This window comes from Mariniradius sediminis, assembly GCF_021491425.1.
Taxonomy (GTDB): Bacteria; Bacteroidota; Bacteroidia; order Cytophagales; family Cyclobacteriaceae; genus Mariniradius; species Mariniradius saccharolyticus.
In genome coordinates this window covers 33,578-58,002 of record NZ_JAKEVZ010000004.1, presented here as the reverse complement: position 1 = coordinate 58,002, position 24,425 = coordinate 33,578, and the positions used below count along the sequence as shown (strand labels likewise).

Annotated in this window: 16 protein-coding genes; 11 read left to right on the top strand and 5 right to left on the bottom strand. The window is 49.1% G+C overall.

The annotated features are described in order from the left end of the window. Positions 1-102: 102 nt before the first annotated feature. Positions 103-996, bottom strand: coding sequence for an alpha/beta hydrolase (locus L0U89_RS06415; RefSeq protein WP_234860777.1), 894 nt, complete (start codon positions 994-996; stop codon positions 103-105). A gap of 265 nt (positions 997-1,261) precedes the next feature. Here L0U89_RS06415 and L0U89_RS06410 point away from each other — a divergent pair, with 265 nt between their 5' ends. Beyond that, complete coding sequence (locus L0U89_RS06410; RefSeq protein ID WP_234860776.1) at positions 1,262-1,456, top strand: type II toxin-antitoxin system VapB family antitoxin; 195 nt, start codon at positions 1,262-1,264, stop codon at positions 1,454-1,456. Then, the gene (locus L0U89_RS20600; protein ID WP_369413242.1) at positions 1,456-1,854 is read left to right on the top strand and encodes a PIN domain-containing protein; all 399 of its coding nucleotides are present in this window, start codon (positions 1,456-1,458) and stop codon (positions 1,852-1,854) included. The genes L0U89_RS06410 and L0U89_RS20600 overlap by 1 nt, the downstream gene beginning before the upstream one ends. On the opposite strand, the gene L0U89_RS06405 is transcribed toward L0U89_RS20600, so the two are convergent. After that, positions 1,851-3,263 (bottom strand): nucleoside hydrolase-like domain-containing protein, encoded by a 1,413-nt coding sequence (locus L0U89_RS06405; protein ID WP_234860775.1) that lies wholly within the window; start codon positions 3,261-3,263, stop codon positions 1,851-1,853. The two genes, L0U89_RS20600 and L0U89_RS06405, sit on opposite strands and share 4 nt — an antisense overlap. 155 nt (positions 3,264-3,418) lie before the next feature. On the opposite strand from L0U89_RS06405, the gene L0U89_RS06400 reads away from it, so the two are divergent. From L0U89_RS06400 to L0U89_RS06390, 3 genes are all read left to right on the top strand, one after another. Continuing rightward, a complete protein-coding gene (locus L0U89_RS06400) occupies positions 3,419-4,456 on the top strand; it encodes a ThuA domain-containing protein (protein WP_234860774.1) in 1,038 nt (345 codons plus the stop codon). A 129-nt stretch (positions 4,457-4,585) separates the two neighbouring features. Then, positions 4,586-5,437, top strand: coding sequence for a sugar phosphate isomerase/epimerase family protein (locus tag L0U89_RS06395; protein WP_234860773.1), 852 nt, complete (start codon positions 4,586-4,588; stop codon positions 5,435-5,437). 142 nt (positions 5,438-5,579) lie between these two features. Next, positions 5,580-6,992 (top strand): hypothetical protein, encoded by a 1,413-nt coding sequence (locus tag L0U89_RS06390; RefSeq protein WP_234860772.1) that lies wholly within the window; start codon positions 5,580-5,582, stop codon positions 6,990-6,992. 266 nt (positions 6,993-7,258) lie between these two features. On the opposite strand, the gene L0U89_RS06385 is transcribed toward L0U89_RS06390, so the two are convergent. From L0U89_RS06385 to L0U89_RS06375, 3 genes are all read right to left on the bottom strand, one after another. Further along, on the bottom strand, positions 7,259-9,991 hold the full coding sequence (locus tag L0U89_RS06385; RefSeq protein ID WP_234860771.1) for a DUF6797 domain-containing protein: 2,733 nt from the start codon (positions 9,989-9,991) through the stop codon (positions 7,259-7,261). Between the two features lie 26 nt (positions 9,992-10,017). Then, positions 10,018-10,470 (bottom strand): nuclear transport factor 2 family protein, encoded by a 453-nt coding sequence (locus L0U89_RS06380; protein WP_234860770.1) that lies wholly within the window; start codon positions 10,468-10,470, stop codon positions 10,018-10,020. 315 nt (positions 10,471-10,785) lie between these two features. Further along, positions 10,786-13,953, bottom strand: coding sequence for a PVC-type heme-binding CxxCH protein (locus tag L0U89_RS06375; RefSeq protein WP_234860769.1), 3,168 nt, complete (start codon positions 13,951-13,953; stop codon positions 10,786-10,788). Positions 13,954-14,269: 316 nt separating this feature from the next. Here L0U89_RS06375 and L0U89_RS06370 point away from each other — a divergent pair, with 316 nt between their 5' ends. From L0U89_RS06370 to L0U89_RS06345, 6 genes are all read left to right on the top strand, one after another. Further along, complete coding sequence (locus L0U89_RS06370; protein ID WP_234860768.1) at positions 14,270-16,639, top strand: DUF1549 domain-containing protein; 2,370 nt, start codon at positions 14,270-14,272, stop codon at positions 16,637-16,639. 325 nt (positions 16,640-16,964) lie between these two features. Next, a complete protein-coding gene (locus L0U89_RS06365; protein ID WP_234860767.1) occupies positions 16,965-18,395 on the top strand; it encodes a DUF1501 domain-containing protein in 1,431 nt (476 codons plus the stop codon). Between the two features lie 137 nt (positions 18,396-18,532). Further along, positions 18,533-21,187 carry a c-type cytochrome gene (locus L0U89_RS06360; RefSeq protein ID WP_234860766.1) on the top strand — a complete coding sequence of 885 codons (2,655 nt, stop codon included), beginning with the start codon at positions 18,533-18,535 and terminating at the stop codon, positions 21,185-21,187. A gap of 5 nt (positions 21,188-21,192) precedes the next feature. Beyond that, positions 21,193-21,984, top strand: a complete 792-nt coding sequence (locus L0U89_RS06355) for a 3-keto-disaccharide hydrolase (protein WP_234860765.1) — start codon at positions 21,193-21,195, stop codon at positions 21,982-21,984. Beyond that, a complete protein-coding gene (locus tag L0U89_RS06350; RefSeq protein WP_234860764.1) occupies positions 21,981-23,045 on the top strand; it encodes an aldose 1-epimerase family protein in 1,065 nt (354 codons plus the stop codon). The genes L0U89_RS06355 and L0U89_RS06350 overlap by 4 nt, the downstream gene beginning before the upstream one ends. Before the next feature lie 69 nt (positions 23,046-23,114). Continuing rightward, complete coding sequence (locus L0U89_RS06345) at positions 23,115-24,320, top strand: cupin domain-containing protein (protein ID WP_234860763.1); 1,206 nt, start codon at positions 23,115-23,117, stop codon at positions 24,318-24,320. Positions 24,321-24,425: the final 105 nt, after the last annotated feature.

The window sequence follows — 24,425 nt, the reverse complement described above, 5'->3', positions numbered from 1 at the left end:
GGGTTTAGTATTTTTCAAAAAGTTAGGGATTAAAATGCAGATATTTCAAAACTGTGTTTTGAAAGCAGAGGATCTTGGGACGGAATTCAAAAAAAAGGGCCTCTACAAGGCCCCCATCCACTTCTCCAACTCGTCCATCCATCGGACCTCGCTGGTTTTGTTGACCATGCCGTAGCCGTGGCCGCCCGACTCGTAGATCGTAGTGCCGTAGGGAACACCATGCTGCTTCAGTGCTTCTATAAAAAGGTAAGTGTTCTCGATCTTCACCGGATCATCTTTGGAATGTACAAGGTAGCTCGGAGGCGTCTCGGCAGTGACTTGTTTGTCATTGGAATACAAGTTGATCATTCCCTGGGAGGGGCGTTCCCCGATCAGATTTTTGGAGGAACCGCTATGGCCCACAACTGGATCAAAAGTGATCACAGGATAAATCAGGACCAAAAAATCAGGACGAAGGCTGGTCTTGTTGGGATTGTCGATGACCTCCCGGTGGAATTGCGTCCCTGCCGTGGATGCCAAATGGCCGCCTGCAGAGAAGCCCATGATTCCGATTTGCTGGGGATCGACGTTCCATTTATCTGCATTTTCCCTTACCATTTGGATCGCACGCTGCGCATCCTGAAGCGGCCCGATGCTCTTGTCGACCATTGTCGCGCCATTGGGCAGACGGTACTTCAGTACAAAAGCCGTCACCCCCCGCTTCGCAAATTCCTTGGCCACATCGTGCCCCTCATGCCCTGCCGCCAGTATCCAATATCCTCCTCCTGGGCAAATGATGATAGCCTTTCCATTTGGTTTTTCCGCTTGGTAAACAGTCAAGGTTGGCACGCTGACCTTGCTAATGACCAATATACCATCCGGTCGAACCTCGCTGGTCTCCTCGTTGGGCACATCCTTGGAATTGGGCACCGGGCCATTGTAGAGTGGAATTTCTGTTTGGGAAATTACCAAGAATGGGAGCAGCAAAAAGACAAGAAATGGGGCAAATTTGGTCATGACATGGTCTATTGTAACAAATGAAAGTTAACAAACGTGGATATCCGCATTATTGCCAGTAGTGTAATTTTCATCAGATACACCTCGACTTCGCCGGTCCGCCCCAGGAAGGCTCGGTGTCCGGGGTCTGATTTAATATCGGGAGGTGGCAAAGGGGCAGCTTCGCGGATATTTGGTATTAGCAAATTGTCTCGGTCAAGCTTTCATTAAAAGCTAAAATTACTTTAAATTGCATCATTTCTGATGAAAAAATGCACCAAAAATTATGAGAACGACCATTGACATACCGAAAGAGCTCATCGAGGAAGCCATGCTTCTCACTGGCGCGAAAACGAAAAATCAATTGATCCAAGATGCTTTAGAGGAAAAAATTAAAAGTATTAGAAGGAAGCAATTGATCACCATGAAAGGAACAATTGACCTTGGGATTGACCTGGACATTTTAAGAGACCGCAAATAATGTCTCGGTACAAGGTCTTGGTTGACAGCTCGGTTTGGATCGAGTACTTTAAGCTTGGAAACATTCCAATGCTTGACTTCTTGTTGACGGAAGATTTGGTATGCACAAACGATCTTATTCTCACCGAATTGGTACCAAGCCTGACCCATCAGAAAAGAAATGACATTATCGTAAGTTTAAGGTCTTTAGAACTAATCCCATTGAGGATAAATTGGCAGGGTATCCAACACGTTCAATATTTGAACATTTTGAATGGAATAAATAAAGTTGGAATCCCAGACTTAATCATATTGCAGCAAACGATTGATGAGAAAATATCACTTTTTACATTTGATAAGCATTTTTCCCTTATGAAAGGTCACTTAGAATTTGAATTGATTTCAAGTCGATTTTTCTAATTCCCCAACACCACCCTCCGATAGCTTGTCAAACTTGGGCTGCCGGAATCTTCCACTTGCAAGAGGATATGAAGCTCCTGTCCTTCCCGTAAATGGGGCATGACGAATTCTATCGACTCTCCCTGAGGATTGAAAATATCGAGGCTTCCCGAAAAATTCCCGGCTTCCCTGTAGACCCACCAGTGGTACCTTATCTGGTCACCGTCGGGATCTGAACTTCCTTTGGCACTCAGGGAGACCTTTTCGCCGGCAGGCACTTGCCCTTTGGCCCAAGATTTTCCCTTGTTTCCATTGAGTACCACAACTGGATTGTGGTTGGCCTTGGCATAGGTATCTGCTATATTCCAATCCATCCTCGCCGCAAAATCATGCTGGTATTCCTTCCTGTACCTCCAAATCGTCGCCTGATTGGAGGCGAAAACACGGCCGTCGGGCAAAGTAACCTCATCTTGTGTGGTAACGGTGGATGTCCAGATTTTTGCCTTTTCACCATAAGCTTTGAAGTGCTCGTACCTACCGCCCCAGCCGCCCCAGGCGGGAGAATGGTACCAAGCGAGACCATTTTGGATCAAACCAAAAAACGAAGGCGTGTCTCCTTCCATGATATACTCTAGCGGAAGGTAGTTGGCGCCAAGCGGGCCATGGTTTTCCCTGACATTTTCTTTCAGCCAAGGATTGTCCACCAGGTCAAAGGCATATTTTGGCCCGTTTTTGTACCAGTGGTCGCCACCTATCCCTGTCCAGGTGGCACGATAATATTCCTTCCAACTGTCACCAGCGCTCGGATCGACGATGAAAAGAATCCCGGGAAAAGTGTGTCGAATCCATGGACCGGAAAAATCCTGATCGGAAATGGCATACACACGGAGTTTCGCGACAAACTTCTCGAGGTCAGCTGAAGAGCGGGTCTTCTTGACCTTCCACAGCGCTTGCGCAAGACAATTGGCACCGCCCCAGACCGATATCCAAAGTGGACGATCGTCTGCTTTGTCGACTGCTTTGATCAGAAGTTCGGAACCGGGAGAATCCTTTCCATCCCCAACACCATCCATTCCAAAGGCTGGCAAATGTGTTGTTGTCACTCCTAGCAAGTACTCCATGGAAGGGAAGCCAGCAGCATGCTTGTCCAGATTCGGTTTCACCTTGCCATAATCCTTCACGAGTTGTTCGATCTTATCCCTTCGGGTCATGTTGCGGAGGTGGGTGGATGTGGTCGCCACGATCCCTTCAATATCGTATTCGTTGGCATAGACCAAAAACCGCACGAGCGACTCTTGGTCGTCGGGTTCGTTGGTGATATCCGTAAGCACAAACACCCGCTGTTTTACGGGTTGATGGAATTGCAAGCGTGTTTGCGAAATGGCGAAAAATGGCATCAACAAAAGCAGAAGTTGGGGAAAACGCTTCATAATGACAATGTATTTGGTGAAACTCCGATTGGGTACAATTTAGGATTCTGTTTTCACAAAACCTGAAAGCTTATCCTCCAAATCACAGAGAAAACAGAATTCAATTTACGCGATTAGGACTTTTTACCTATCTTGGTTCAAAACCTGAAACATCCATGAAGACAAACGCTTTCATCCAAAAAAGCAGTTTTTTGCCGCTAATTTTTACCTTTCTCTTTTTGTTCATTTTAGAAAAATCCCATGCCCAAGATGGAATAAGCTGGCTGCGTTTTGAAGGGAAAAGTGGCCCCGGCAAAGGCAAGCATATCGTCCTGGTGTCGGGTGACGACGAATATCGCTCGGAGGAAGCCCTTCCGATGATGGCCAAAATACTGTCCCAACACCATGGATTCACCTGCACGGTACTGTTTGCCATTGAGCCCGAAACGGGCCATATCAAGCCCGATTACCAAAACAATATACCCGGCTTGGAGCATTTGCGCGAGGCGGATTTGATGATTTTGTTCACCCGGTTTCGTGAGTTGCCGGATGAGCAGACAAAATATTTCGAAGAATACCTGCTGACCGGCAAACCCATCATCGGGATCCGAACTGCGACGCATGCTTTCCATTATGGTAAAAACAAGACAAGCCCCTACTTCAAGTACCATTGGCAAAATCCAGAGGGTCCCTGGAAAGGCGGATTTGGGCAGAAAATATTTGGTGAAACATGGGTAGCCCACCACGGAGACCATGGCAAAGAAGGCGCGCGCGGCCTGCCGGACGGGGTACAGCAACTGAATGACCATCCTATCCTGCGCGGGGTAAGGGATATCTGGGTTCCCTCGGACGTATATTCCATCAAAAACCTCTCTGCCGAGGCACAAGTATTGATCCACGGCCAATCCACCCAAGGCATGACAGCCGCCGCACCACTGATGTGGGAAAAATCCGTGATGCCCGTCGCTTGGACGAAAAACTACCAAATAGAAGGGGGCAAAGCAGGGAAAGCCTTTGTCAGTACCATGGGCGCATCGATCGATTTGGTCAGCAAAGACCTCCGCAGGATGTACGTAAACGCCGTTTATTGGTCCCTCGGCATGGGTGATCAGGTTAAGCCCGATCTCAATGTGGAAATCGTCGGCAGCTATGAACCCTCCATGTTTGGCTTTGGCACCTACCGCAAAGGCATGAAGGTGGGGGATTTTAGGTAAAAGAGGCGAGAGACTAGAAGCGAGAGACTAGAAGTGAGAACTGAAAATACGGCTATGGACCATGGTCTATCGACTATTAACTTTTAACCAATAACTCAATAACCCAATAACCATCAACCTCCCTCCCCCATGAACAAAATCGGATTCAATGTCTTGGCTTGGTCGGCGGCAATCTCCGACGAATTGAAACCCATCTTGGAAAGACTCAAAAGCATCGGCTACGACGGGGCCGAATTTTTCGTCGGCGACACCAACGAAGCCGCTTGCCGCAGTATCGGTGATTTCTGCCGCTCGATCGGATTGGAAGTGACAACGGTAACGGTCCTGAGCCCTGCGGAAAACATCATCGATGCCGATCCTGCCGTCCGAACTGCAGGGCTTGAACGCATCAAATCCATCATCGACCGATCCCATGATTTGGGTTCACAGGTGCTGTGTGGACCTTTCCACTCGGCATTCGCGACGTTTTCCAAAGCAGCGCCGCAGGAAATAGAATACGAACGAAGCGCCGAAATCCTCCACCAAGCTGGAGATTATGCTGCACAGGCAGGGATTCTATTGACTCCCGAGGCCCTCAACCGCTTCGAGTGCTACCTCTGTAATACCATGGACCAATTGGGGCATTTGTTGGACAAAGTGAATCATTCCAACGTCAAGGCCATGTTTGACACCCACCATGCCAATATGGAGGAGAAAAAACTGGGTGGCGCCATCCGCCAAATCGCGCCGCGCTTGGCCCATTTCCATATCAGCGAAAATGATCGCGGCACGCCAGGTTCAGGACATGTGCCCTGGGACGAAACTTTTTCCACCTTGGCCGCCATCGGCTACAAAGGCTGGCTGACGATCGAGGGCTTTACCCGGAACGACCCTGACTTTGCCAATGCCATCGGCGTGTGGCGGCAATTTTCGGAACCTTGGGAGATGGCGGAAAACGGGTACCGATTTATCAAGGAAATGGGAGAAAAGCATGGGCTTTGACCTACCTCGGACTATCACTGAAAATCAAGCGAATTCTATCCAAATCAGCCTGAAAAAGCCATTGGTTGAATTATTTCCACACCATAAGCCAAATAAGCATTCCAGAAAATCTTTCCCATTCCAAAAACTTAGGACATATTGCATGCGTACAGTCTCGAAAATCCACGCCATGAAATTTTCCAACGTCCGCCTGATCCTATCAGGATTTTTACTTGTACTGCTTTCCTTCGTCCAAAACGCTTCCGCCCAGGGACTCTATACAGCCCGGGGATACTGGGAAGAAACTACCAGGGAAACCTATCGAGCTATCAAACAAAAACAATCCAACAGTGAGCCGCTCACAGACGACGAGCGGGCCTATGTGGACGACTTTGAAACCTACCTGCGCAACTACTGGCTGAGGCTTTCCGAGGAGGAAAAAAACAAGTATGAACAAATGAAAGCCGCTTGGGACAGGGAGCTGTTGGGACCAGTTCCAAGCATTGCACCCAGCAGTACAGGAGAGTATGACTGGCGAGGAAGGGACCGGGCGATCAATGTCTTTTATGGAGTCTACTATGGTACAACTCTGGTGGCTTTGTTCGAGCCAGACGGTGCGGCTGCTGTGGGTATTCCCCTGATTACTGGCGGCCTTTGGGTTTTGGGTCCCTTTATCAATCCAAAGAAATACGAGAATATCGATCAATCCGTGATCCGGGCCAGCAATACCGGCAAGTTCCTTGGCCTCATCTATGGGGGCGCCTTGGGTTTGGCCATAGGAGGAGAAGGTGAGGACGCTTGGAAAATTCCGCTTGTTTTATCATCAATCGGTAGCATCGGCATGGGAGAATGGGGCTTTCAGATGCAGAAAAGACAACGCCTATCTGAAGGGCATATCGAGATGTTCAGGCACTACGGGATCCTTGGACCTTGGTTGGGATTGGCTACTTCTGCCGCTTTAGGCTCAGAAAATGCCCATGTATATGGAGCATCAGTACTGGCGGGTAGTGCGGCAGGCTTGATAATCGGCCACCGACAGGCCCAAAAATATCCTTACACCAAAGGTGATGTAGACAACGTTTCCACATTGACGGTCGCTGCCACGGGCTTGTCTTTGGCAGTCGTAGCTGAGACGTTGGACGAAGACCCGTCGAGCGCAGTCATTTTGATCCCGGCGGCAGCGTCTGTATTGGGTACCATTTGGGGCCAAAAAGCTGTCAAGGGGGTTTATCTCTCTAACCGTCAAGGAAGTACCATCGGCTTTTCTGCATTGGGCGCAGGCGTCGTAGGCATTGGACTCGCAGCCTTGTTCGAAACGGGATCGCCAGGCTTGGCGATTGGTCTGCCTTCCGCTATGGCCCTAGCCACCCAGCAGATCCTCTTTAACAAATACAAAAGAGAAAACCGATCTAGGGATCTATCTTTCGGAGCCGACAGGGATCTTCCCTACCGCCTCTCCTTTGACCTGACGCCTGAAAACTACCTGATCAACAGGCGTATCCCCGCCACAGGCTACCTCCACGGTACCACCCCCCATGTCTCCAATCCCCTGGCTACTGTGAGGTTGAGTTTTTAACTTAGGAGGCATACAATGCCTTCGATTGATTAACCTACTTCTCCATCGGATGCTCCTATAGCAAATCCGCGGGAGTGTAGAATCCTTTCTTGTCGGCGATTTTTGGACGTACTTCTTTCACTTTTTCGGAGCGATTTGGCGATGCTAAATTGCCAACGGAATTGCGGACATAGGTCAATACTGTTGGCGGCGAGCAAGGGTTGGCATGGACCAAGCATAGCTCTCGAAACCGCAACTGAATGGAAGTTTTTCTTCGTTTGATGAGTTTACAAAATGGAATTTTCCCCTAAGCGGTGTATGGTATTCTGAATCAATCCCGTGACGCTTTCCCCTTTTTCATTTTTTAGATCGAATTTGATTTCCATCACCCAAGTGGGTTGGATGTTGGGAATAATGAGTTTGACCGTTTTTCTATCCTTGTCCAAAACGACTTTCGAAACCTCCAAAGTTTGAATGTTATGATGGGCTGATCCGTATTTTCTGGACCGAAGCAGGTCCCAGGTTTTGACAGTAAAATTGTTCAAGTCTTGGACGCTCTTGGCATCCAGTCTATCTGTAAAGGTCAATTCGATTCCATCTTTAAAGACATGGATACCGACGGGTATATGCATTGGTTTTCCGGTAGCCCTAATTCGATAAAGCCCGCCCAATTGAGGTTGGGTGGAGCCCCAAGCCGACAGGCCACACACATACAATTGCCCATCTCCGGGATTGAATCTACCCCGCATGATCCCGGTCGAAAACCTCGGTATAGGCAATTCGAATACACCACCCTGAACCTGATCTCCGATCTTTTCAAACGGTACCACAAATACCTTTCCATAGCCATAGGACAAATTCAGCAGCTTCCCATTCAAAGGCCCCCATTTCTTGCTCTCCACCCAAAGCAGTTCTGAAGGGGATTGGTCCCGATCCCTTTCTACCCAAACCAAAGGTTGTTCCATTCCGGAGTCTGTACTGTCGGCAGGCGGATTGTATCCAAACATATTCCCGTAAAATCCACCCTTTTTCACCCAATTGATCCTGTTCATGGGATTCCAATGGCCTTCTTGATCCGTCACGATAAAGGTGCCGTCTGGATTGATGCAAACTCCATTTGCAGCTCGGAATCCAGTAGCAATAATTTCTGAGTTTTTACCATCCTTACTCACCTTGATCAAGGTCCCATGTTGTGGTACCAGCGCCTGCCTTGCATGTCGGGCACTTTTGGCATAGTAAAAATTACCTTCCTTATCCGTTTGAAGCCCCATGGCAAATTCATGAAAATGATCCGTCACCTGATGGTCATTGTTGAAACTCTCATAAAAATCCGTTTCTCCGTCTCCATTCATATCATGCAAACGGACAAGCTGATCCCGGCAAGTAACGAAAATTGAGCCATTGATCACCTTGATTCCGAGCGGTTGAAACAGCCCTGAAGCAATTCTTTGCCAGCTCAACGCTCCCAATTTGTCGATAAATCCTCTGACATGCCATACATCCCCGTCGGTCGTGCAGACCACTCCTTCATTTGGATCTTTAAAAAAATCTATCCCGCTCAATCTGAACTGATTCTTCCAAGGGCTGTCAAACGGAGGATTCATGACATCTACTTGAAATGGCCCCTCTGACTCCCCCATTAAAATGGTGGTTTTGAGTCTTTGTGGGTAGCGGGCAGCGCCTCCCTTGGTGAACGGCTCCAAAGATTCAGGAGGAGCTGATCTTTTTGCATAAAGATCCAATCCCTTCGTCCCGGACTTACCGATCAACAATTTGACTTTCGCGGAAAGCGAAGGTTGAACCTCAAGCACCCAATGGCCCCGTTCTTCTTTCAGTACTGCACCATCGCCTACCATGGAAACTGCCGTCCCTACCGGTGCGACCCTCATCTTCAATTTCATTTCAGAAGGCGAAACATTCAGGGTTCTCGTGAAAATGGGCGAGTTGTCCAACGATTCCAGACCAAAGGTTTCCAGGACTTTGGCATTCCCGACAGTGTAGGAAAGAATCACGCGATCCCCATATTGGTAAAGTCCTTGATAATGCGCCCAATCATTGGGTAAGGGACCAAATTTTCGCTTATCCCGCGCTATGAACCTGGGATCTTCAAAACTTCCAGTCTTTGGATTGGCCCATCCGGGCTCTACTTTATTTTCAAAATGCAAATCTCCGACTGTCCGGGGCGAAATATTGTGCCGTCCATTAAACAATATCGCTTCCCAATCAATGAATCCCTCCCCTGTCCAAGCACCGGCAACCCGCATCAGGTCATGGTCAAACATCATCCATGCATTTCCTGCCGCGATGCCTCCTTCCCCCTTATCCAACCTTACCGCTATTCCTTTGTAGGCAAAATTGGCGTTGATGTAGTTTTCATCCGGGAGGGGTGACGGTCCCGAAGACCTTTCCCTAGGGGCTGCATCAAGTCCCACCAGTTCATAAGTATTGATCAAAAAATTCCCGTAGTCCATTTCTGCCCATGGCTTGAATTCCTTTGGAGCGGGACCCAAAGTTCCTCCGCTGGGAATACTGGCTAAGTAAGCAGAATCTATTTCGATATATTGGCTTGGATTCTTTTCCTTCAAAAAAGTCTCCCGGATGTAGTGGATGATGTCATACTTTTCTACGGGAGTTAAATTGGTTTGCGGAGGCATGGAGCCGTAGCCTCTTGTCAGCGTTTGATACATTGAAAAGGGGTCACCGCCAACTTTGAAAGTATCTTTCCAAAATTTGAAGGCCGTGGGGAGGGAGCCCTCCTGTTCATGATTGCCGTGGCAATTGAAACAAATGTTGTTATAGATATGCTCCCCTGTTCTCAGGGATTCTTCCTGCCTATCGCCCCAAGCCTCAATCAAGCCCCGATGGTCCAGGTCTTTTTCGAAATCAGGGATTTCAGACTCGGAGAGAATAAATCCGGATGAAACAGGATATCCCGTATCGTTTTTATTTTGACCTTGATTACATCCAGCAATTAGGAATAAAATAACTGATGAATAAAAAAGACATCGTATTTTGTACATACTGCGATAGGTTGGAAAAAGCCAATTCATTCTTTCAACTCCTCCTCCGGAATAGCCATGGTATGGTTAGATAAGAGCAGAAATGTTCCTTTCACTTTGGAATAAGTACGCATAAAATGGTAGGTCACAGCACCAGGCCCCCGCTCCACAACGGTGTAGCCGCTCACCACTCCTGTATTTCCCAATATCACCACTGTTTGGTCTTTAGATAGCCTAGACCTCGTATTGTCAGCCTGTCCTTGCTGGATCTTCCTTGCCTTGGACACCACTTCCTTTTTTCCATCAATCAAGCTGGCGTGGTTATGGACCCAAATGAATTCTTCAGCCAGAAGGTTGTCCAAAAATTCCACATCTGAGGCCAAGAGTGCTTTTTCCCAACCTAAGTCAAGTTCCAGTAGGGTTTGATGATCCTTGGTTTGGGCTTGAGCAGTGAACACGAAGAAGGTGAAGGCGATATAAAGTAAGGTTTTGCGTTCCATGTTAGGTTATTGGTTATTGAGTTACTTGTTATTTGGCAAGATCAGTCAACTGTCCATGGCAGATACTTCGTGATTCGAAATTCGGTGTTCATTATTCGAAATTCTAAATTTCAAAGGCACTGATCTACTCCCTATTACCTTGACAGAATGAGGTACAGGTATGTTGAATTCAACTTATTCCACTAACCTCATTTTAAAACCCATCGAGGTTTTCAAAGCCTCAAAGGCTTCTCGGCTCTCGCTTCTTGCCTCTCGCTTCTCCCTTCTCTCTTTTCGCCTCTCGCATCTCGGTTCTCGCTTCTTGCCTCTCCCTGCTTACTTCTCCATCGGATGCTCCTTGAGCAAATCCGCGGGATTGTAGAAACCCTTCTTGTCGGCGATTTTTGCACGTACTTCTTTCACTTTTTCAGGCCGTATCGGTGATGCTTGGTTTCCAAAGGAATTGCGGACATAGGTCAGCACGGCGGCCACCTCGTTGTCATTCAGCATCCCCTCATAGGGCGTCATCGGCACTTGTCCTGGATACTCCCTGCCGTTGACGACAATCGGGCCCATCAAGCCCTTCAGGACAAGTTTGATCAGCCGCTCTTCGTTGCCGAGCACCCATTGGGTCCCAACCAATGGCGGAAATAGTGATGCCGACAAGCCCCTGCCGTCGGGCTGATGACAGGTGGCACAATAGCCATCGCGGGCGTAGATTTCCTTGCCAATTTTATACAGTTCCAGATCCCCCCCAGCCAAGGTCGAAAGGACATCTTCCTCTTTTTTCTCCCTGACGGATAGCCCGTTGATGTGGGCCACGGCGGCCTCATGGGCATGTACCATCCATTTGTCCAAAGGCTTTTTCGCAGCCTCTTCCAAAATGGGTAGCCCCTTTTCCTTTGGTAGCCAAGATGCGGCCACGATTGCTTCGAGCCTTACTCGTCCATGCGGATCTTTACTGGCAGCAAGCAAGAGTTGGTCTTGGTCATTGACCTGGTGGCCGGTGTACCGCAATACCCTCACAGCCGCCGCGCGTGCCTTGTAATCTTTTGCCTGCAGCACTTTTTTGAGCAAGTCGGCATCCACCTGGTTCATCCCCCAAGTCACCCAAAGCCCTTCCAGTAAGTGGTGTTCGTAGTTTGGGTCTTGGGAATCAAGCCCTGCGACCCACTTTTTCACCGCCTCAGTTACCTCCTTGGCATCCCGGCCGCGCAGTTCACGACGGGTACGGTACCGGGTGCGGAACTCGGGTTCTTTCAGATTTTCCAAAAGTTCGGGGATCGTAGCTCCATCGATTTTGGCAGGGGTGACCAACGGTCTGCCGGGATAGGTAATCCGGTATACGCGACCATGCACGTGGTCACGCAGCGGATCGCGGGCATTGTGCTGCATGTGTCCGATGAGGACATTGTGCCAATCGATAAAGTACAGCGATCCATCCGGCGCAAACTCCATATCCACCGGGCGGAAATTGCGGTCGCTACCCTTTACCAAATCCTGCCGCCACTGGGTCTTAAATCCTGTGCTATCCTCCATCACGCGATGCTGCTTCATGCCGAGAAAACCGATCGTATTGTTGATCAGCAAATCTCCCTGTACCTCATCCGGAAAATGCCTGCTGGATACAAACTCCAAACCCGATGTCGGCCGGACCCGATGGGCGTCCTCGATCAGGTTGAAGGACTTGTGGGTCGCCTCACCGTAACGGGGCAAGACACTTCCCGGCATCATCCACATCACATCCGGGCCGGAGGTTTCGGCAAAGAAGTTTTGCCCCCAGTCATCGAAAGCGATGCCCCAAGGGTTGGGAATGGACAACTGCGCCGTCCGCTCCAAATGGTGGCGGCTGGGATTGTATCGGTAAAATCCCCCATTCGTACCACGCACGGTTCCGTAGGAAGTCTCCACATTGGTATGGAGAAAAACACCCTCGGCCATATAAATCGCTCCGGAAGGATCTGCGGCAAAAGCCGAAATCACATGGTGCGTGTCATGGTCGTCAAAGCCACTCAGCAAAACCTCCACCCTGTCGGCACGATCGTCGCCGTTTTCATCGATCAGGATTTTCAGGTGTGTACCCTGCGATACATACACGCCCTCAGGGGCTATTTCAAACCCCATCGGCAGGTGCAGCTTGTCGGCAAATATGGTCTGCTTGTCGGCCTTGCCGTCGTTGTTGGTATCTTCGAGAATGATGATCTTATCGTTGGGTTTGGCGTCGCCGGGACGGTAGTGCGGATAGGAAGGACAAGTGGCCACCCAAAGCCTGCCCTTGTTATCAAAACTCATCTGTACCGGATTGGCCAAATCGGGAAACTCTACTTCTGAGGCAAAAAGGTCGATTTTGTATCCTTGGGGAACGGCAAGGGACTTCAGCGCATCTTCACCATACAGGTATTCAAGGCTGCCGTTTTGCTCGGGATTGAAATTGGTCTCTACGGGCGGCAGTGAGCGGGTATTCTTGTCGGCTACAGCCAAATCCTTCCTGATTCCCTTGGCTGCTTCCCAAATGGCTGTGTCCCTGATGGCGGTCATTTGCCGGATTTTCTCCAGTTCCATCGGATAATTGTCTGGACCAAAAGGATTGTAGCGACGGCCAAAGACGTGGACACCGTTGGGGATTTTGTAGTCGTTGTGCCACATCCAGTTTTTTTCCATCACCATCTCATGGATCAGTTCCCTGTTGGCCTCAGCCTGTGGCTTCGCTTTTCCAAAAATTCCATCTGCCAGTAGTCCCGCAAACTTCGCATAGCCCGAGGCATTGAGTTGGGAACCGTCGATGGTCAAAGGCTCTTCGGAAGCAGCATACCATTCCAAGGACGGATGAAAGGCATCCAAAAACAGTACTTGACGCTTTTTGGCTACTTCCGAGATTGCGGCGGTGTACATCTCGAGGTTTTGGTTTTCAGTTTTGCCATCGGGCAAATCCTTGATGTCCGACAAATCCTCCATGGCAATGGGCGAAACGAGGACCAGCTTGGGCGCGGACTTGCCGTTGTATTTCTGTGCAAGTGTATAGACGACAAAGGCATCCAATTCATCCTTGAAATTCTGCAAGCCAGCCTCTCCCTGAAAGGATTCACTGAATCCAAAAAAAGCCAAAATGACATCCGCTTGATGCCGGGTCAGCCACTGGTCGGGGTACTCAAAAAATCCCTCCGGACCTGAAGGATTGGCGTATTCCGTTTGGAATGCCTCCGCACCCGGAAAAGCCCAAGGGGTATTCCTGCCCGGATGGGGCCTGAATCCCGGCGTATCCCCACCGTCAGCCATACTTCTGATGTACAGCATACTATCCGGATACCTCACATGAAGCTCGGTTTCAAAGGTGCCGTACTCCATCATCCTCGAGGCGAGGTTGCCGCCAATGAGCATGATGTGGGACCCTCGTTGGAACTCGAGTGAAGGGGACTTGCTGCATTGGAAAAAAAGGATCGGAACAAGCAGCATCAGGATCATTCCCGGAATGCTGTTACCGCGGTTTTTGAATGGGTTTATCATAGCTTCTTTTCCTTTAATAGGATGGCGAAAGGTAATTTTCGTAAGGGGTCAATATTTGAAGAACAAAATCTTTGTTATTCCATGGTTTTCTGTCCTGTCTTGTCCTGTGGTTTGTTGATACAGCCAGTGAACCGATCTTAAGGTAGCCACAGACGATTCAAATATCAAGCAAGTAAGGCCAGACGGAAAAAAGGTGATTTGGGCAAATACGCGCAGCAATGAGCCTGAAAGTACAGGATGCATCCATCGCAAAAGAAAGGAAATTTAAAGGCTGGGTTTCTTTATTCACCCAATTCAGGTAAATTTTCAAATGGTTATGGAAGGATTTTGGCTTTGGCAGTTGATGGGCAGGCTGCACCCAATGGTGGTGCATTTCCCGATCGCCTTGCTGATTTTTGGGGCCTTCCTAGAACTAGCTACCATCGGCAAATTCCATTCTAAGCTCCGCCCCGGCATCAACCTGCTGGTTTTGGCCGGAGCTGTTTCGGTGCTGATATCCGCAGCGTTCGGCTTTTTGCTGGCTACCCATGAAGGCCTGGAAGGGGAATTATTGGATTTGCACAGAATTTCCGGGATTACGGCAGCTGTCCTGAGTTTGGCGGTACTTTTTTTGTTAAACGAAGTCTGGAAGAAAAACCAAACCAAAAGCATCAAAGCCTACCGCGCAGCACTCTTTTTGACTGCAATTGGCGTTGGGGTTTCGGGCCACTTTGGGGCTTCGATGACACATGGGGAAAACTTCCTGAGTGAGACCTTCCCTTGGAGCGACAACCTTGGCAAGACTGAAAACACCTTCAACCTCGCTTCCTATGGAAGCGCAGAACTGAACCCCGAGCAGGAAATGCAACTGATCGGGGAAGTGCGGACGGTACTCGCCCACAACTGCTACAAATGCCACAGCGGCGCGAAAATCGAAGGAGAACTTCGCCTGGACGAAAAGGAATTTGTCTTCAAAGGGGGTGAATCAGGAGCGATTCTTGTCCATGGAAATCCAGACGCAAGCGAAATGATCCGCCGGATCAGCCTCCCCAAAAACCACAAGGATGTCATGCCTTCCAAAGGCAAGCACCTGAGCCAGGAAGAAATCGATCTGATCGGCTTTTGGATCGCAAAGGGTGCACCATGGCCAGACGGAGCGGCGCAAAAAAGTGTGTACCGGGTAGCAGAACTGGCACCCAGAAAGCCCGCTTTGCCTCAATCCATCCCAGGGCTTGAAAATCCCGTGGATCTTTGGGTCAATAGCTATTTCGAAGAAAACGGTATTTCCTGGCAGCCCGTAGTCGATGACCGTACCTTTCTCCGCCGGATCTATTTGGATGTAGTTGGGCTGATTCCAAGTCCCGAAGATTTGGAGGCTTTTGCCAATGATCCCGATCCGGATAAGAGAGCCATTTGGCTGCGAAAACTACTGGATCGAAACGCCGATTACGCCACGCACTGGCTCACGTTTTGGAATGATGCGCTGCGCAATGACTACACAGGGACCGGCTACATCACCAACGGCCGCTACAATATCACCGATTGGCTGTACAAATCCCTCCAATCCAATAAGCCCTATGATGTTTTTGTGAAGGATCTCCTCAATCCGAATGATGCCTCCAAAGGATTTATCGAGGGTATCCGCTGGCGGGGCACCGTCAATGCCAGCCAACGCACCGAAATGCAGGCCGCCCAAAACGTAGGGCAGGTGATTTTGGGCCTGAATCTCAAATGCGCCTCCTGTCACGACAGCTTTATCAGCGATTGGAAATTGGACCAGGCTTATGCCTTTGCCAATATTTTTGCAGATACCACGCTGGAAGTCAGCCGCTGTGAGAAACCGATCGGGAAACTCGCAAGCACCAAAATCCTTTGGGAGGAATTGGGGGCAATCGACAGTACAGCTGCGCGCGCGGAAAAACTCCGCCAACTCTCGGAATACCTCGTCCAGCCTGCAAATGGTCGGATGTACCGGACGGTCGTCAACAGAATATGGAAGCAAATGATGGGCCGCGGGATTGTCGAACCGGTCGATGAAATGGACAATGAACCTTGGAGCCAAGATTTGTTGGACTGGCTGGCGGTCGATTTTGTGGAAAAAGGCTACGATCTCAAGGAATTGATCTTTCTGATCGGAACCTCCAAGATTTACCAGTCTCCGACGGTAGGCTATAAAAGTCAGGATCTTCTCTTGGCCGATGATTTTGTTTTTGAAGGAATGGTCAGACGCAGGATGACTGCTGAGCAGTTTTCAGACGCGGTCAGTCAGGTTTTCAATCCTGTTTTTGAGGAAAAAGATTTAAAGTACAATCCCAACCAACTTATTCCTGAGCAAAAGAACAGGGCACCCTATGCACGGGCTTCCTTGGTGGCGAATAATGCTTTCCTCACCGCACTTGGCCGGCCAAATCGGGAAATCGTTTCCACGAGCCGGGATTCGCAGGCGAGTCTTTTGCAGGCATTGGAGTTGACAAACGGGGAAAAGTTGAATTCTGTTTTGCAAAAAGCAGCTGAAAAATGGAAGGAGAATTACCGGGAAGGCCCTGCCATCATTGCCGAAGTCTATTCCAAAGCACTGCTTCGCAAGCCCAGCAAAAAGGAAAGTGAAATCGCATTGGCTGCTTTGGGGAAAGATCCCGACACAGCGCAATTGCAGGATTTCTTTTGGGCAGTCGTGCTGTTGCCGGAGTTTCAATTTCTTTATTAGACCAACTATATCAATCAAGATATATGGTATGAATTTGCCGATACAAGTCATCAATCCAAAAATGGAAAGTAAAGAATAATTGATTCATAATTCAGGGTGAACATGTCCCGTTAGGGACAGAATATTGGTAGAAATGGACAAATTATGATAGTTCGCCGTGCCTTTAGGTACGGAATATATTTTGTACCTAAAGGCACAAAATCGGATTAATTGTCATCTGGTTTTACCCATACATAGTCCCTACGGGACTTAGGATTAAATTAAGATTGAGAATTTGGAAATGGTACGGTAACCAAGAAATGAGAGAAAGAAAACAAATGGCATTATGAATATCAATCTGCACAGAAGGGATTTTTTGAAGAAAACCAGCGCGACGGCCATTGCCACGATGGCGATGGGTGCTCCTTTTACCAGCTTGCTATCTTCCTGCAATTCAAGAAAATCCATACCCGCAAGCGCCGATTCGGTCATTTTGCTTTTCATGGCGGGAGGGATGGCCCATACGGAGACTTTTGATCCGAAGAAGCACACGGCTTTCCGAAAAGGAATGCATTCCAGCGAGGTGCTGAGTACCTTTCCTTCAGTACCGACTGCCTTGGATGGGATTCATTTTTCCGAAGGATTGGAATCCATCGGAAAAATCATGGACAAGGGGACTTTGATCCGGTCCTATGTCGCTGCGGACCTCGGGCATATCCTCCATACCCGACACCAATACCACTGGCATACCTGCTACGAACCGCCGCAATCGGTGGTCGTGCCGCATATCGGTTCCTGGATTGCCAAGGAACTCGGGCCACTCAATCCCGTCATCCCCGCCTTTATCAATATCGGACAACGCTTTACAGTCGGGGAAGGCGAGGAATTGAAGGCTTTTCACAGCGCAGGGTTTTTGGGAAGTGAGTTTGGGCCTTTCCTGATACCGGACCCGACTTCGGGTTTGGATGCGGTACGGCCCCCCGTTGGCATGTCCACAAAACGCTTTGAAGCGAGAAACCAACTCTACGAAAAACTGGTGCAGGAAAGCGCCATGGGCGAATTTGGCGGCGACTATCAAAAAGAATCGCTGAAAAGGTCCATGGAGCAAGCCTACATGTTGCTGAACTCCCCGGAGGCGAAGGCTTTTGATCTCAGTCAGGAACCCAAAGAAAGCTATGATCGGTACAATACCGGAAAATTTGGTTTGGGATGCCTGATGGCAAAAAGGTTGGTAGAGCAAGGGGCGCGGTTTATCAGCGTCACCACGGAATATGAGCCTTTCTTTGGTTGGGATACCCATGACAATGGCCATACCCGATTAAAGGATATGAAAAAACTGATCGATGCGCCGATTGCCCAATTGATCCGGGACTTGGATGAAAGTGGCCGGTTGGAACGCACGATGGTGATTGTAGCGAGTGAATTCAGTAGGGATATGCTGACCGAGGGAAGGCCGGACCTGAAGGTCTTGGACCAAGTGGAGGTTCCGGAGATCATTGAAGACATGAAAAACTACGGCATGCATCGGCATTTCACGGATGGCTGTTCGATTCTAATGTTTGGCGGAGGCATCAAGCGCGGCCACGTCTTTGGAAAAACCGCGGACGAACGGCCCTGCAAGACCATCGAAAAGCCCATCAAAATCGACAGTATCCACCAAACCATTTACCATACTTTGGGGATTGCACCCGACACAAATTATGTCATTGAGCAAAGACCATTCTACACCACGCCCGACGGACATGGCAAAGTAGAAATGGATTTGCTAAAGGGCTAAAACGATTAAGGAAACCGAAAAGCATATCCATGAACGGTTTTCCCAAAAAAACTATATCTACTAAATTGAAAAGGAATTGAGCCAAATTTAAATTTTCAAAAAAGTACCCCAACAACACGATCAAAAACCCAAAAACCATGTCTTACTCCAACCTTACTTTTCAGTCCTTAAGCATCTTGCTTTGCGTCGGGATTTTGTTTTCCTGCGGCAAAAAAGCCGAAGAAAGCAAACCCCTCCATCCAAAGGTCGCAAAACTCAAACTTCCAGATGGATTTGTAGCAGAGCATATCTACAGCCCAGGTGAACACGAGCAGGGTTCTTGGGTCGGAATGACCTTTGACGACAAGGGAAGATTGTTGGTGACAGATCAGTACGGTGCCATTTATCGCCTTGAAATCCCCGCCATCGGTTCGGATTCATTGGCGCCCAAGGTCGAAAAACTGAAGATCGGAACTGGACCGGACGACAAATTGGGAATGGGTTTTTCGCAGGGCATCCTCTACGCCTTCAACAGCCTTTATGTCACTGTCAACCACAATGCCAACGAGGCATTTGACAAAGGAACCGGTGTTTATCGCTTGCAGGATTTGGATGGGGACGACCAGTATGAAAGCATCACGCTGATTAAGGCATTTACGGGGCACCCCGGAGAACACGGACCGCACAGCATGATTCTTTCTCCCGACAAAAAATCCATCTTTTTTGTAGCCGGAAACCATGTAGACGTACCCGAATTGGATGCATACAGGGTACCGAAAGTGTGGCAGGAAGACAATCTTTTCCCAGTAATCAAAGATCCGCGTGGCCACGCTACGGACAGAATGGCTCCCGGTGGCTGGATTGCATCATTTGACCCTGACGGAACCAATTGGGAACTTTACAGCGTGGGATTCAGAAATCCCTATGACATCGCTTTCAACGAGCTCGGTGATCTTTTTACCTACGATTCAGACATGGAATGGGACTTTGGGATGCCTTGGTACCGTCCGACTAGGATATGCCATGTGACCAGCGGAAGTGAATTTGGCTGGCGCACCGGCAACCAGAAATGGTCACCCGAATATCCCGACAACCTGCCTGCAACCCTCAACATCGGCCAAGGTTCCCCGACCAACGTCATGTTTGGTACAGGATCGAAATTTCCGGAGAAGTACCAGAAAGCACTTTTTGCTTTTGACTGGAGTTTTGGTATTATCTATGCGATTCACCTGACACAACAGGGAGCGACATATACTGCCGCAGCCGAAGAGTTCATTTCAGGCTCCCCTCTCCCGCTCACGGATGGAATTATTGGCCCCGATGGGGCGATGTATTTTATGACCGGCGGCAGGCGCTTGGAATCTGACCTGTACCGCGTCTACTACAAGGGTGACGAAAAAACCGATTCCGGTTCAACCATCGCAGAATCAGAAGAAAACAAGATCCGGAAAAAACTGGAAGCTTTCCACACAGGAGGTCCGAACCCTGCTGCGATTGAAACAGCTTGGCCTTACCTTAATCATCCAGACCGGTTTATCCAGTATGCAGCGCGCATAGCCGTGGAGCAGCAGCCGGTGGGCCAGTGGCAGGAAAAGGCTTTGACCGAAAAAGACCCAACTTCCTTGACCCAAGCCATGATCGCGCTGACGCGTCAAGGAGATGCGAAGATGCAGCCGCAAATCCTAGGTGCTTTGATGGCGTTGGATTTTGCAGAATTGGATATCACACAAAAAAGAAACCTGACGAGGGCGGTTGAAATCAACCTTTTCCGCTATGGAAATCCAGCCGCGGAGGTCAAAAACCAGCTAACCCAATACCTCAGCCCACAATTCCCCTCGAAGGATAACCTGCTGGACCGAAGTCTAAGCAAGGTTTTGGCGAGTCTGGAAGATCCCGCCGCAACCCAAAAAATGATTGCACTTCTCCAGACTGCCCAAGATGATCCAGATTACCAAAAGACATTCACAGCCTCATCGGATTTGGTCTTCCGGAATCCACAGTATGGATTGGATATCGCCGAAATGCTTTCCAGCGTACCTCCGGCACAGCAATCCTATTTCGCGACAGTGTTGGGAGGGGCAAAGGCTGGTTGGACACCCGAACTGCGTGATGAATATTTCACTTGGATCAGAAAAGCCTTCGAATACAAAGGAGGTCGAAGCTACGTCGGCTTTATCGACCGGGCTAGAAAAATGGCCCTCAGCCATGTGCCAAAAAGTGATTTTGACAAATACAATGAACTGTCGGGTGCATCTCTGCTGACTGGCAGCGGCAATGACTTGCGCGTTTCTGATATCCAGCCCGAGGGCCCGGGAAGAAGGTGGACTGTCGAGGAGGCCTTGCCAATGATGGAAAACCTTGCCGGACGGGACTTTGTCAAAGGAAAGGCCATGTATGCCGCTTCCCTCTGTCTTTCCTGCCACACGATGCGGGGAGAAGGTGGAGCGGTGGGGCCTGATTTGACCCAATTGGGAACCAGGTTCTCGGCCAAGGACATACTCGATGCGACCATCAACCCCAACGCCGTCATCAGTGACCAATACGCAGCGACCATTTTCTACCTCCATGACGGCAGCTCGATCATGGGCAAATTGGCCAATGAGGAATCTGACAAGTACATCGTCTCCCAGAATCCGTTCGATCCAAACACCCTTCGGGAAATCCCCAAAAAAGACGTCAAAAGCAAAAAGTTATCCGAAATCTCCATCATGATGCCCGGCATGATCAATCGGCTCAATGAGGAAGAATTGAAGGATCTGATGGCCTATCTGATGGCTGGCGGCAATCCTGAGCATGAAGTTTTTAAAAAATGAAGGCGATGAAAAACAGGTTTGGATTAGTGTTGATTGGCCTCGTTTGCGTAGGTATGGTTTTTCTTTCTTGCCAAAAGAAGGGGGAAGTATCCAAAACCGAGAGACCGGAGACCTCATCTTCCGCAGATTTTGAGGCGATTTTCGATGGCAAAACCTTGGCTGGCTGGAAAGGCGATCCATCCGTATGGCGGGTCGAGGATGGCAGCATTGTCGGTGAACTCGTCCGCGATAAACAAATCCAATCCAACACCTTCCTGATTTGGGAAGGGGGGGAACTGGGCGATTTTGAGTTAAAAGCAGCGTTCAAGATCACCGATTCGGGAAACTCCGGGATCAATTACCGCAGTGAGATGCTCCAAGAACCAGCATTTGCGATGCGTGGCTACCAAGCGGATATTGACGGAAAAAATACCTATACGGGCCAAAATTACGAGGAAAGGAAAAGGACGACTTTGGCCTATAGAGGGCAAAAAACCGAAATACAAAGCCAAAATCCCCCCGGACAAATCGGGGACTATGTGGAAAGAAACGCCTGGAAAGGACTCGTGCTCAAGGAAGAAATCGGAAACCGTGATGCCTTAAAGGCATTTATCAAACATGAGGACTGGAACGAAATCCACTTGGTGATCAAAGGGAACAGGCTTCAGCATTTTGTAAATGGAACTTTGATGAGTGATGTCACCGACTTGGACGCTGTGAACTTCGCGGCTAAGGGCCACCTTGGCTTCCAAGTCCATGTTGGTCCGCCCATGAAAGTCCAATATCGCAATATATATCTGAAACGCCTTACGCCATGACCACAAATCCCGCTTGGCAAGACAAAATCTCTCACCATTCCCAACTCGGCGGGATAGAAACTTCCGTACTTGACAACGGTGCTGGAAATGGTGTGCGGATTGCGTGGTTCAATACCGGGAAGTTGCGATTCAAGGTCGTCTTGGATAGAGGAATGGACATCATGGAGGCCTTTTTCCAAGAGCACAGCCTTGCTTGGATCAGCCATCTGGGTACCGCGGCACCCCAACCATTTTCCAACCAAGGCATAGATTGGCTACGGACATTTGGGGGAGGATTGCTGACAACTTGTGGGCTTTCCCATGCGGGCGTACCGGATACTGACGAATTTGGGCAAAGGGGACTTCATGGGAATATCTCCAACATCCCGGCCACGATATCATCGATCAAGCAACCTGATTTCCGGACCGGCGATCTGGAAATGAGCATCTCGGGGACGATAATAGAGACAAGCGTCTTTGGCCCGACGCTCGAATGGAAACGAACCATTTCCTGCAAATTGGGAGAAAACAGCATTCGGGTACGGGACGAGGTACGGAACCTTGGCAATGCTCCCGCCCCGCATATGCTCCTTTACCATATCAATTGTGGCTGGCCGCTGATCGATGCCGGAACTGATATCGTATGGAACGGTAGCTTTGAAACTTTCGACAAGCATCCTAGAAACCCGATTTTCACCCCCAACAATGATTTCAAAAAATGTCCCGCTCCATTGGACAGCCATGCAGGATTCGGCGAGTCAGTTGCATTTATCCGCCCTCAGGATGATGGAAAGGGAGTTTGCGAATGCGGTTTTGTCAATCAGAACTTGGGGATTGGATTGGAGATCAAATTTTCCAAACACCAACTCCCTTGGCTCATCAATTGGCAGCATTGGGGAAAAGGGGAATATGTAACCGCTTTGGAACCTGCGACGCACCCGCCGATCGGCCAAGCCAAAGCGAGAAAGGATGGGAGCCTGATTTTCCTAGAACCTGGAGAAAAACGAGGGTACGACCTCGAATTCAAGGTGCTCGATACTCCCAAATCCATTTCCAACCTCCTTGAAATCAATAACAAATAACCAATAATCAGAAACCGAATAACCATTACATACATAACCAATTCACAATAAACCTATAACCATCAAATTATGAGCTTGGCAAAAAAAGCATTGGAACAAGGAGAAGGCATCCTCAGGCTAAGTCCTACTTGGGTACCACGTTCATTTTGTGTTCCGGGACGGAGAATCAAATTGCATCCTGACGATTACTACATGCTGGGAGGCGCACGAGGCGGCATCGACGAGCGATGGCTTTCATCGACTACACCAGCCCAAAATGGGCCATTGACCAGCAAGAATGAAGGACTCAGCCACGTTGTCCTCCATGATGGGCAGGAACTGAAGCTTTTTTTGCTTAAAGACGCCATTGATGAACTGAAAGGGGAAATCATCGGCAGCCGCATTTGGGACAAGTACAAGAGCTGGCCCATGTACTCCAAGTTTTTTGACAATATGGGCCCACTTCCCCACCACGTCCATTATGATGATAAAATATCAGCATTGACTGGACAGGTCGGCAAACCAGAGGCCTACTATTTCCCTCCCCAATTGAACAACCATGGCGGAGATTTTCCCTACACCTTCTTTGGTATCTCGCCAGGTACGACAAAGGACCAAATCAAAACCTGTCTGATGAATTTCAACAAAGGGGATAATAAGATCACCAATTATTCCCAAGCGTTCAAGTTGGAGCCGGGGACAGGCTGGGATGTACCTCCGGGGATGCTGCATGCACCGGGCAGCATGTGTACCTACGAACCGCAAAAGGCCTCAGATATATTCGCGATGTACCAATCATTGGTCAACGAAGCGATTATCCCGGACGAATTGCTGTGGAACGGTACACCTAAAGATAGAATCGGGGATTTTGACTTTTTGGTCGAAAGCCTTGACTGGGAACTCAACATCAACCCCAACATTTTGGAAACGAGGCAGATGCTTCCAAAAAACGTCTACGAACGGCACTGGATGCATGCGCATGGATTTGAGGAAAACTGGATCTGCTATCTGTCCAGAGACTTCAGCGCCAAGGAACTTACCGTTTTCCCCGGCCAAACAGTCACCATCAAGGATTCCGCTGCCTACGGTCTGATCATGATGCAAGGGCACGGAAAAATGGGCGTTTGGGACGTGGAGACTCCCGCGCTGATCAGGTTTGGGCAATTGACGCATGATGAATATTTCGTGTCGGAAAAAGCAGCCAACGAAGGTGTCAAAATCACCAACCTCTCCAAAACCGATCCTTTGGTAATGCTCAAGCACTTCGGACCGGACAACCCGGATTTGAAGATGTGAACTTGGAGATGTGAGATATGAGACGTGAGACTTAAGACTCAAGAAGCAAGAGCTGCAGCTATGGACTATGGCCTATCAACAATTAACTTAATAACCAATAACTCA

What these genes read in the sequence shown, in the direction of transcription:
- L0U89_RS06390 (WP_234860772.1), top strand. Translation starts at nt 5,580, where the DNA reads ATGCGTACAGTCTCGAAAATCCACGCCATGAAATTTTCCAACGTCCGC.
- L0U89_RS20600 (WP_369413242.1), top strand. Translation starts at nt 1,456, where the DNA reads ATGTCTCGGTACAAGGTCTTGGTTGACAGCTCGGTTTGGATCGAGTAC.
- L0U89_RS06380 (WP_234860770.1), bottom strand. Translation starts at nt 10,470, where the DNA reads ATGGAACGCAAAACCTTACTTTATATCGCCTTCACCTTCTTCGTGTTC.
- L0U89_RS06375 (WP_234860769.1), bottom strand. Translation starts at nt 13,953, where the DNA reads ATGATAAACCCATTCAAAAACCGCGGTAACAGCATTCCGGGAATGATC.
- L0U89_RS06345 (WP_234860763.1), top strand. Translation starts at nt 23,115, where the DNA reads ATGAGCTTGGCAAAAAAAGCATTGGAACAAGGAGAAGGCATCCTCAGG.
- L0U89_RS06355 (WP_234860765.1), top strand. Translation starts at nt 21,193, where the DNA reads ATGAAAAACAGGTTTGGATTAGTGTTGATTGGCCTCGTTTGCGTAGGT.
- L0U89_RS06385 (WP_234860771.1), bottom strand. Translation starts at nt 9,991, where the DNA reads ATGTACAAAATACGATGTCTTTTTTATTCATCAGTTATTTTATTCCTA.
- L0U89_RS06350 (WP_234860764.1), top strand. Translation starts at nt 21,981, where the DNA reads ATGACCACAAATCCCGCTTGGCAAGACAAAATCTCTCACCATTCCCAA.
- L0U89_RS06370 (WP_234860768.1), top strand. Translation starts at nt 14,270, where the DNA reads ATGGAAGGATTTTGGCTTTGGCAGTTGATGGGCAGGCTGCACCCAATG.
- L0U89_RS06410 (WP_234860776.1), top strand. Translation starts at nt 1,262, where the DNA reads ATGAGAACGACCATTGACATACCGAAAGAGCTCATCGAGGAAGCCATG.
- L0U89_RS06360 (WP_234860766.1), top strand. Translation starts at nt 18,533, where the DNA reads ATGTCTTACTCCAACCTTACTTTTCAGTCCTTAAGCATCTTGCTTTGC.
- L0U89_RS06405 (WP_234860775.1), bottom strand. Translation starts at nt 3,263, where the DNA reads ATGAAGCGTTTTCCCCAACTTCTGCTTTTGTTGATGCCATTTTTCGCC.
- L0U89_RS06365 (WP_234860767.1), top strand. Translation starts at nt 16,965, where the DNA reads ATGAATATCAATCTGCACAGAAGGGATTTTTTGAAGAAAACCAGCGCG.
- L0U89_RS06400 (WP_234860774.1), top strand. Translation starts at nt 3,419, where the DNA reads ATGAAGACAAACGCTTTCATCCAAAAAAGCAGTTTTTTGCCGCTAATT.
- L0U89_RS06415 (WP_234860777.1), bottom strand. Translation starts at nt 996, where the DNA reads ATGACCAAATTTGCCCCATTTCTTGTCTTTTTGCTGCTCCCATTCTTG.
- L0U89_RS06395 (WP_234860773.1), top strand. Translation starts at nt 4,586, where the DNA reads ATGAACAAAATCGGATTCAATGTCTTGGCTTGGTCGGCGGCAATCTCC.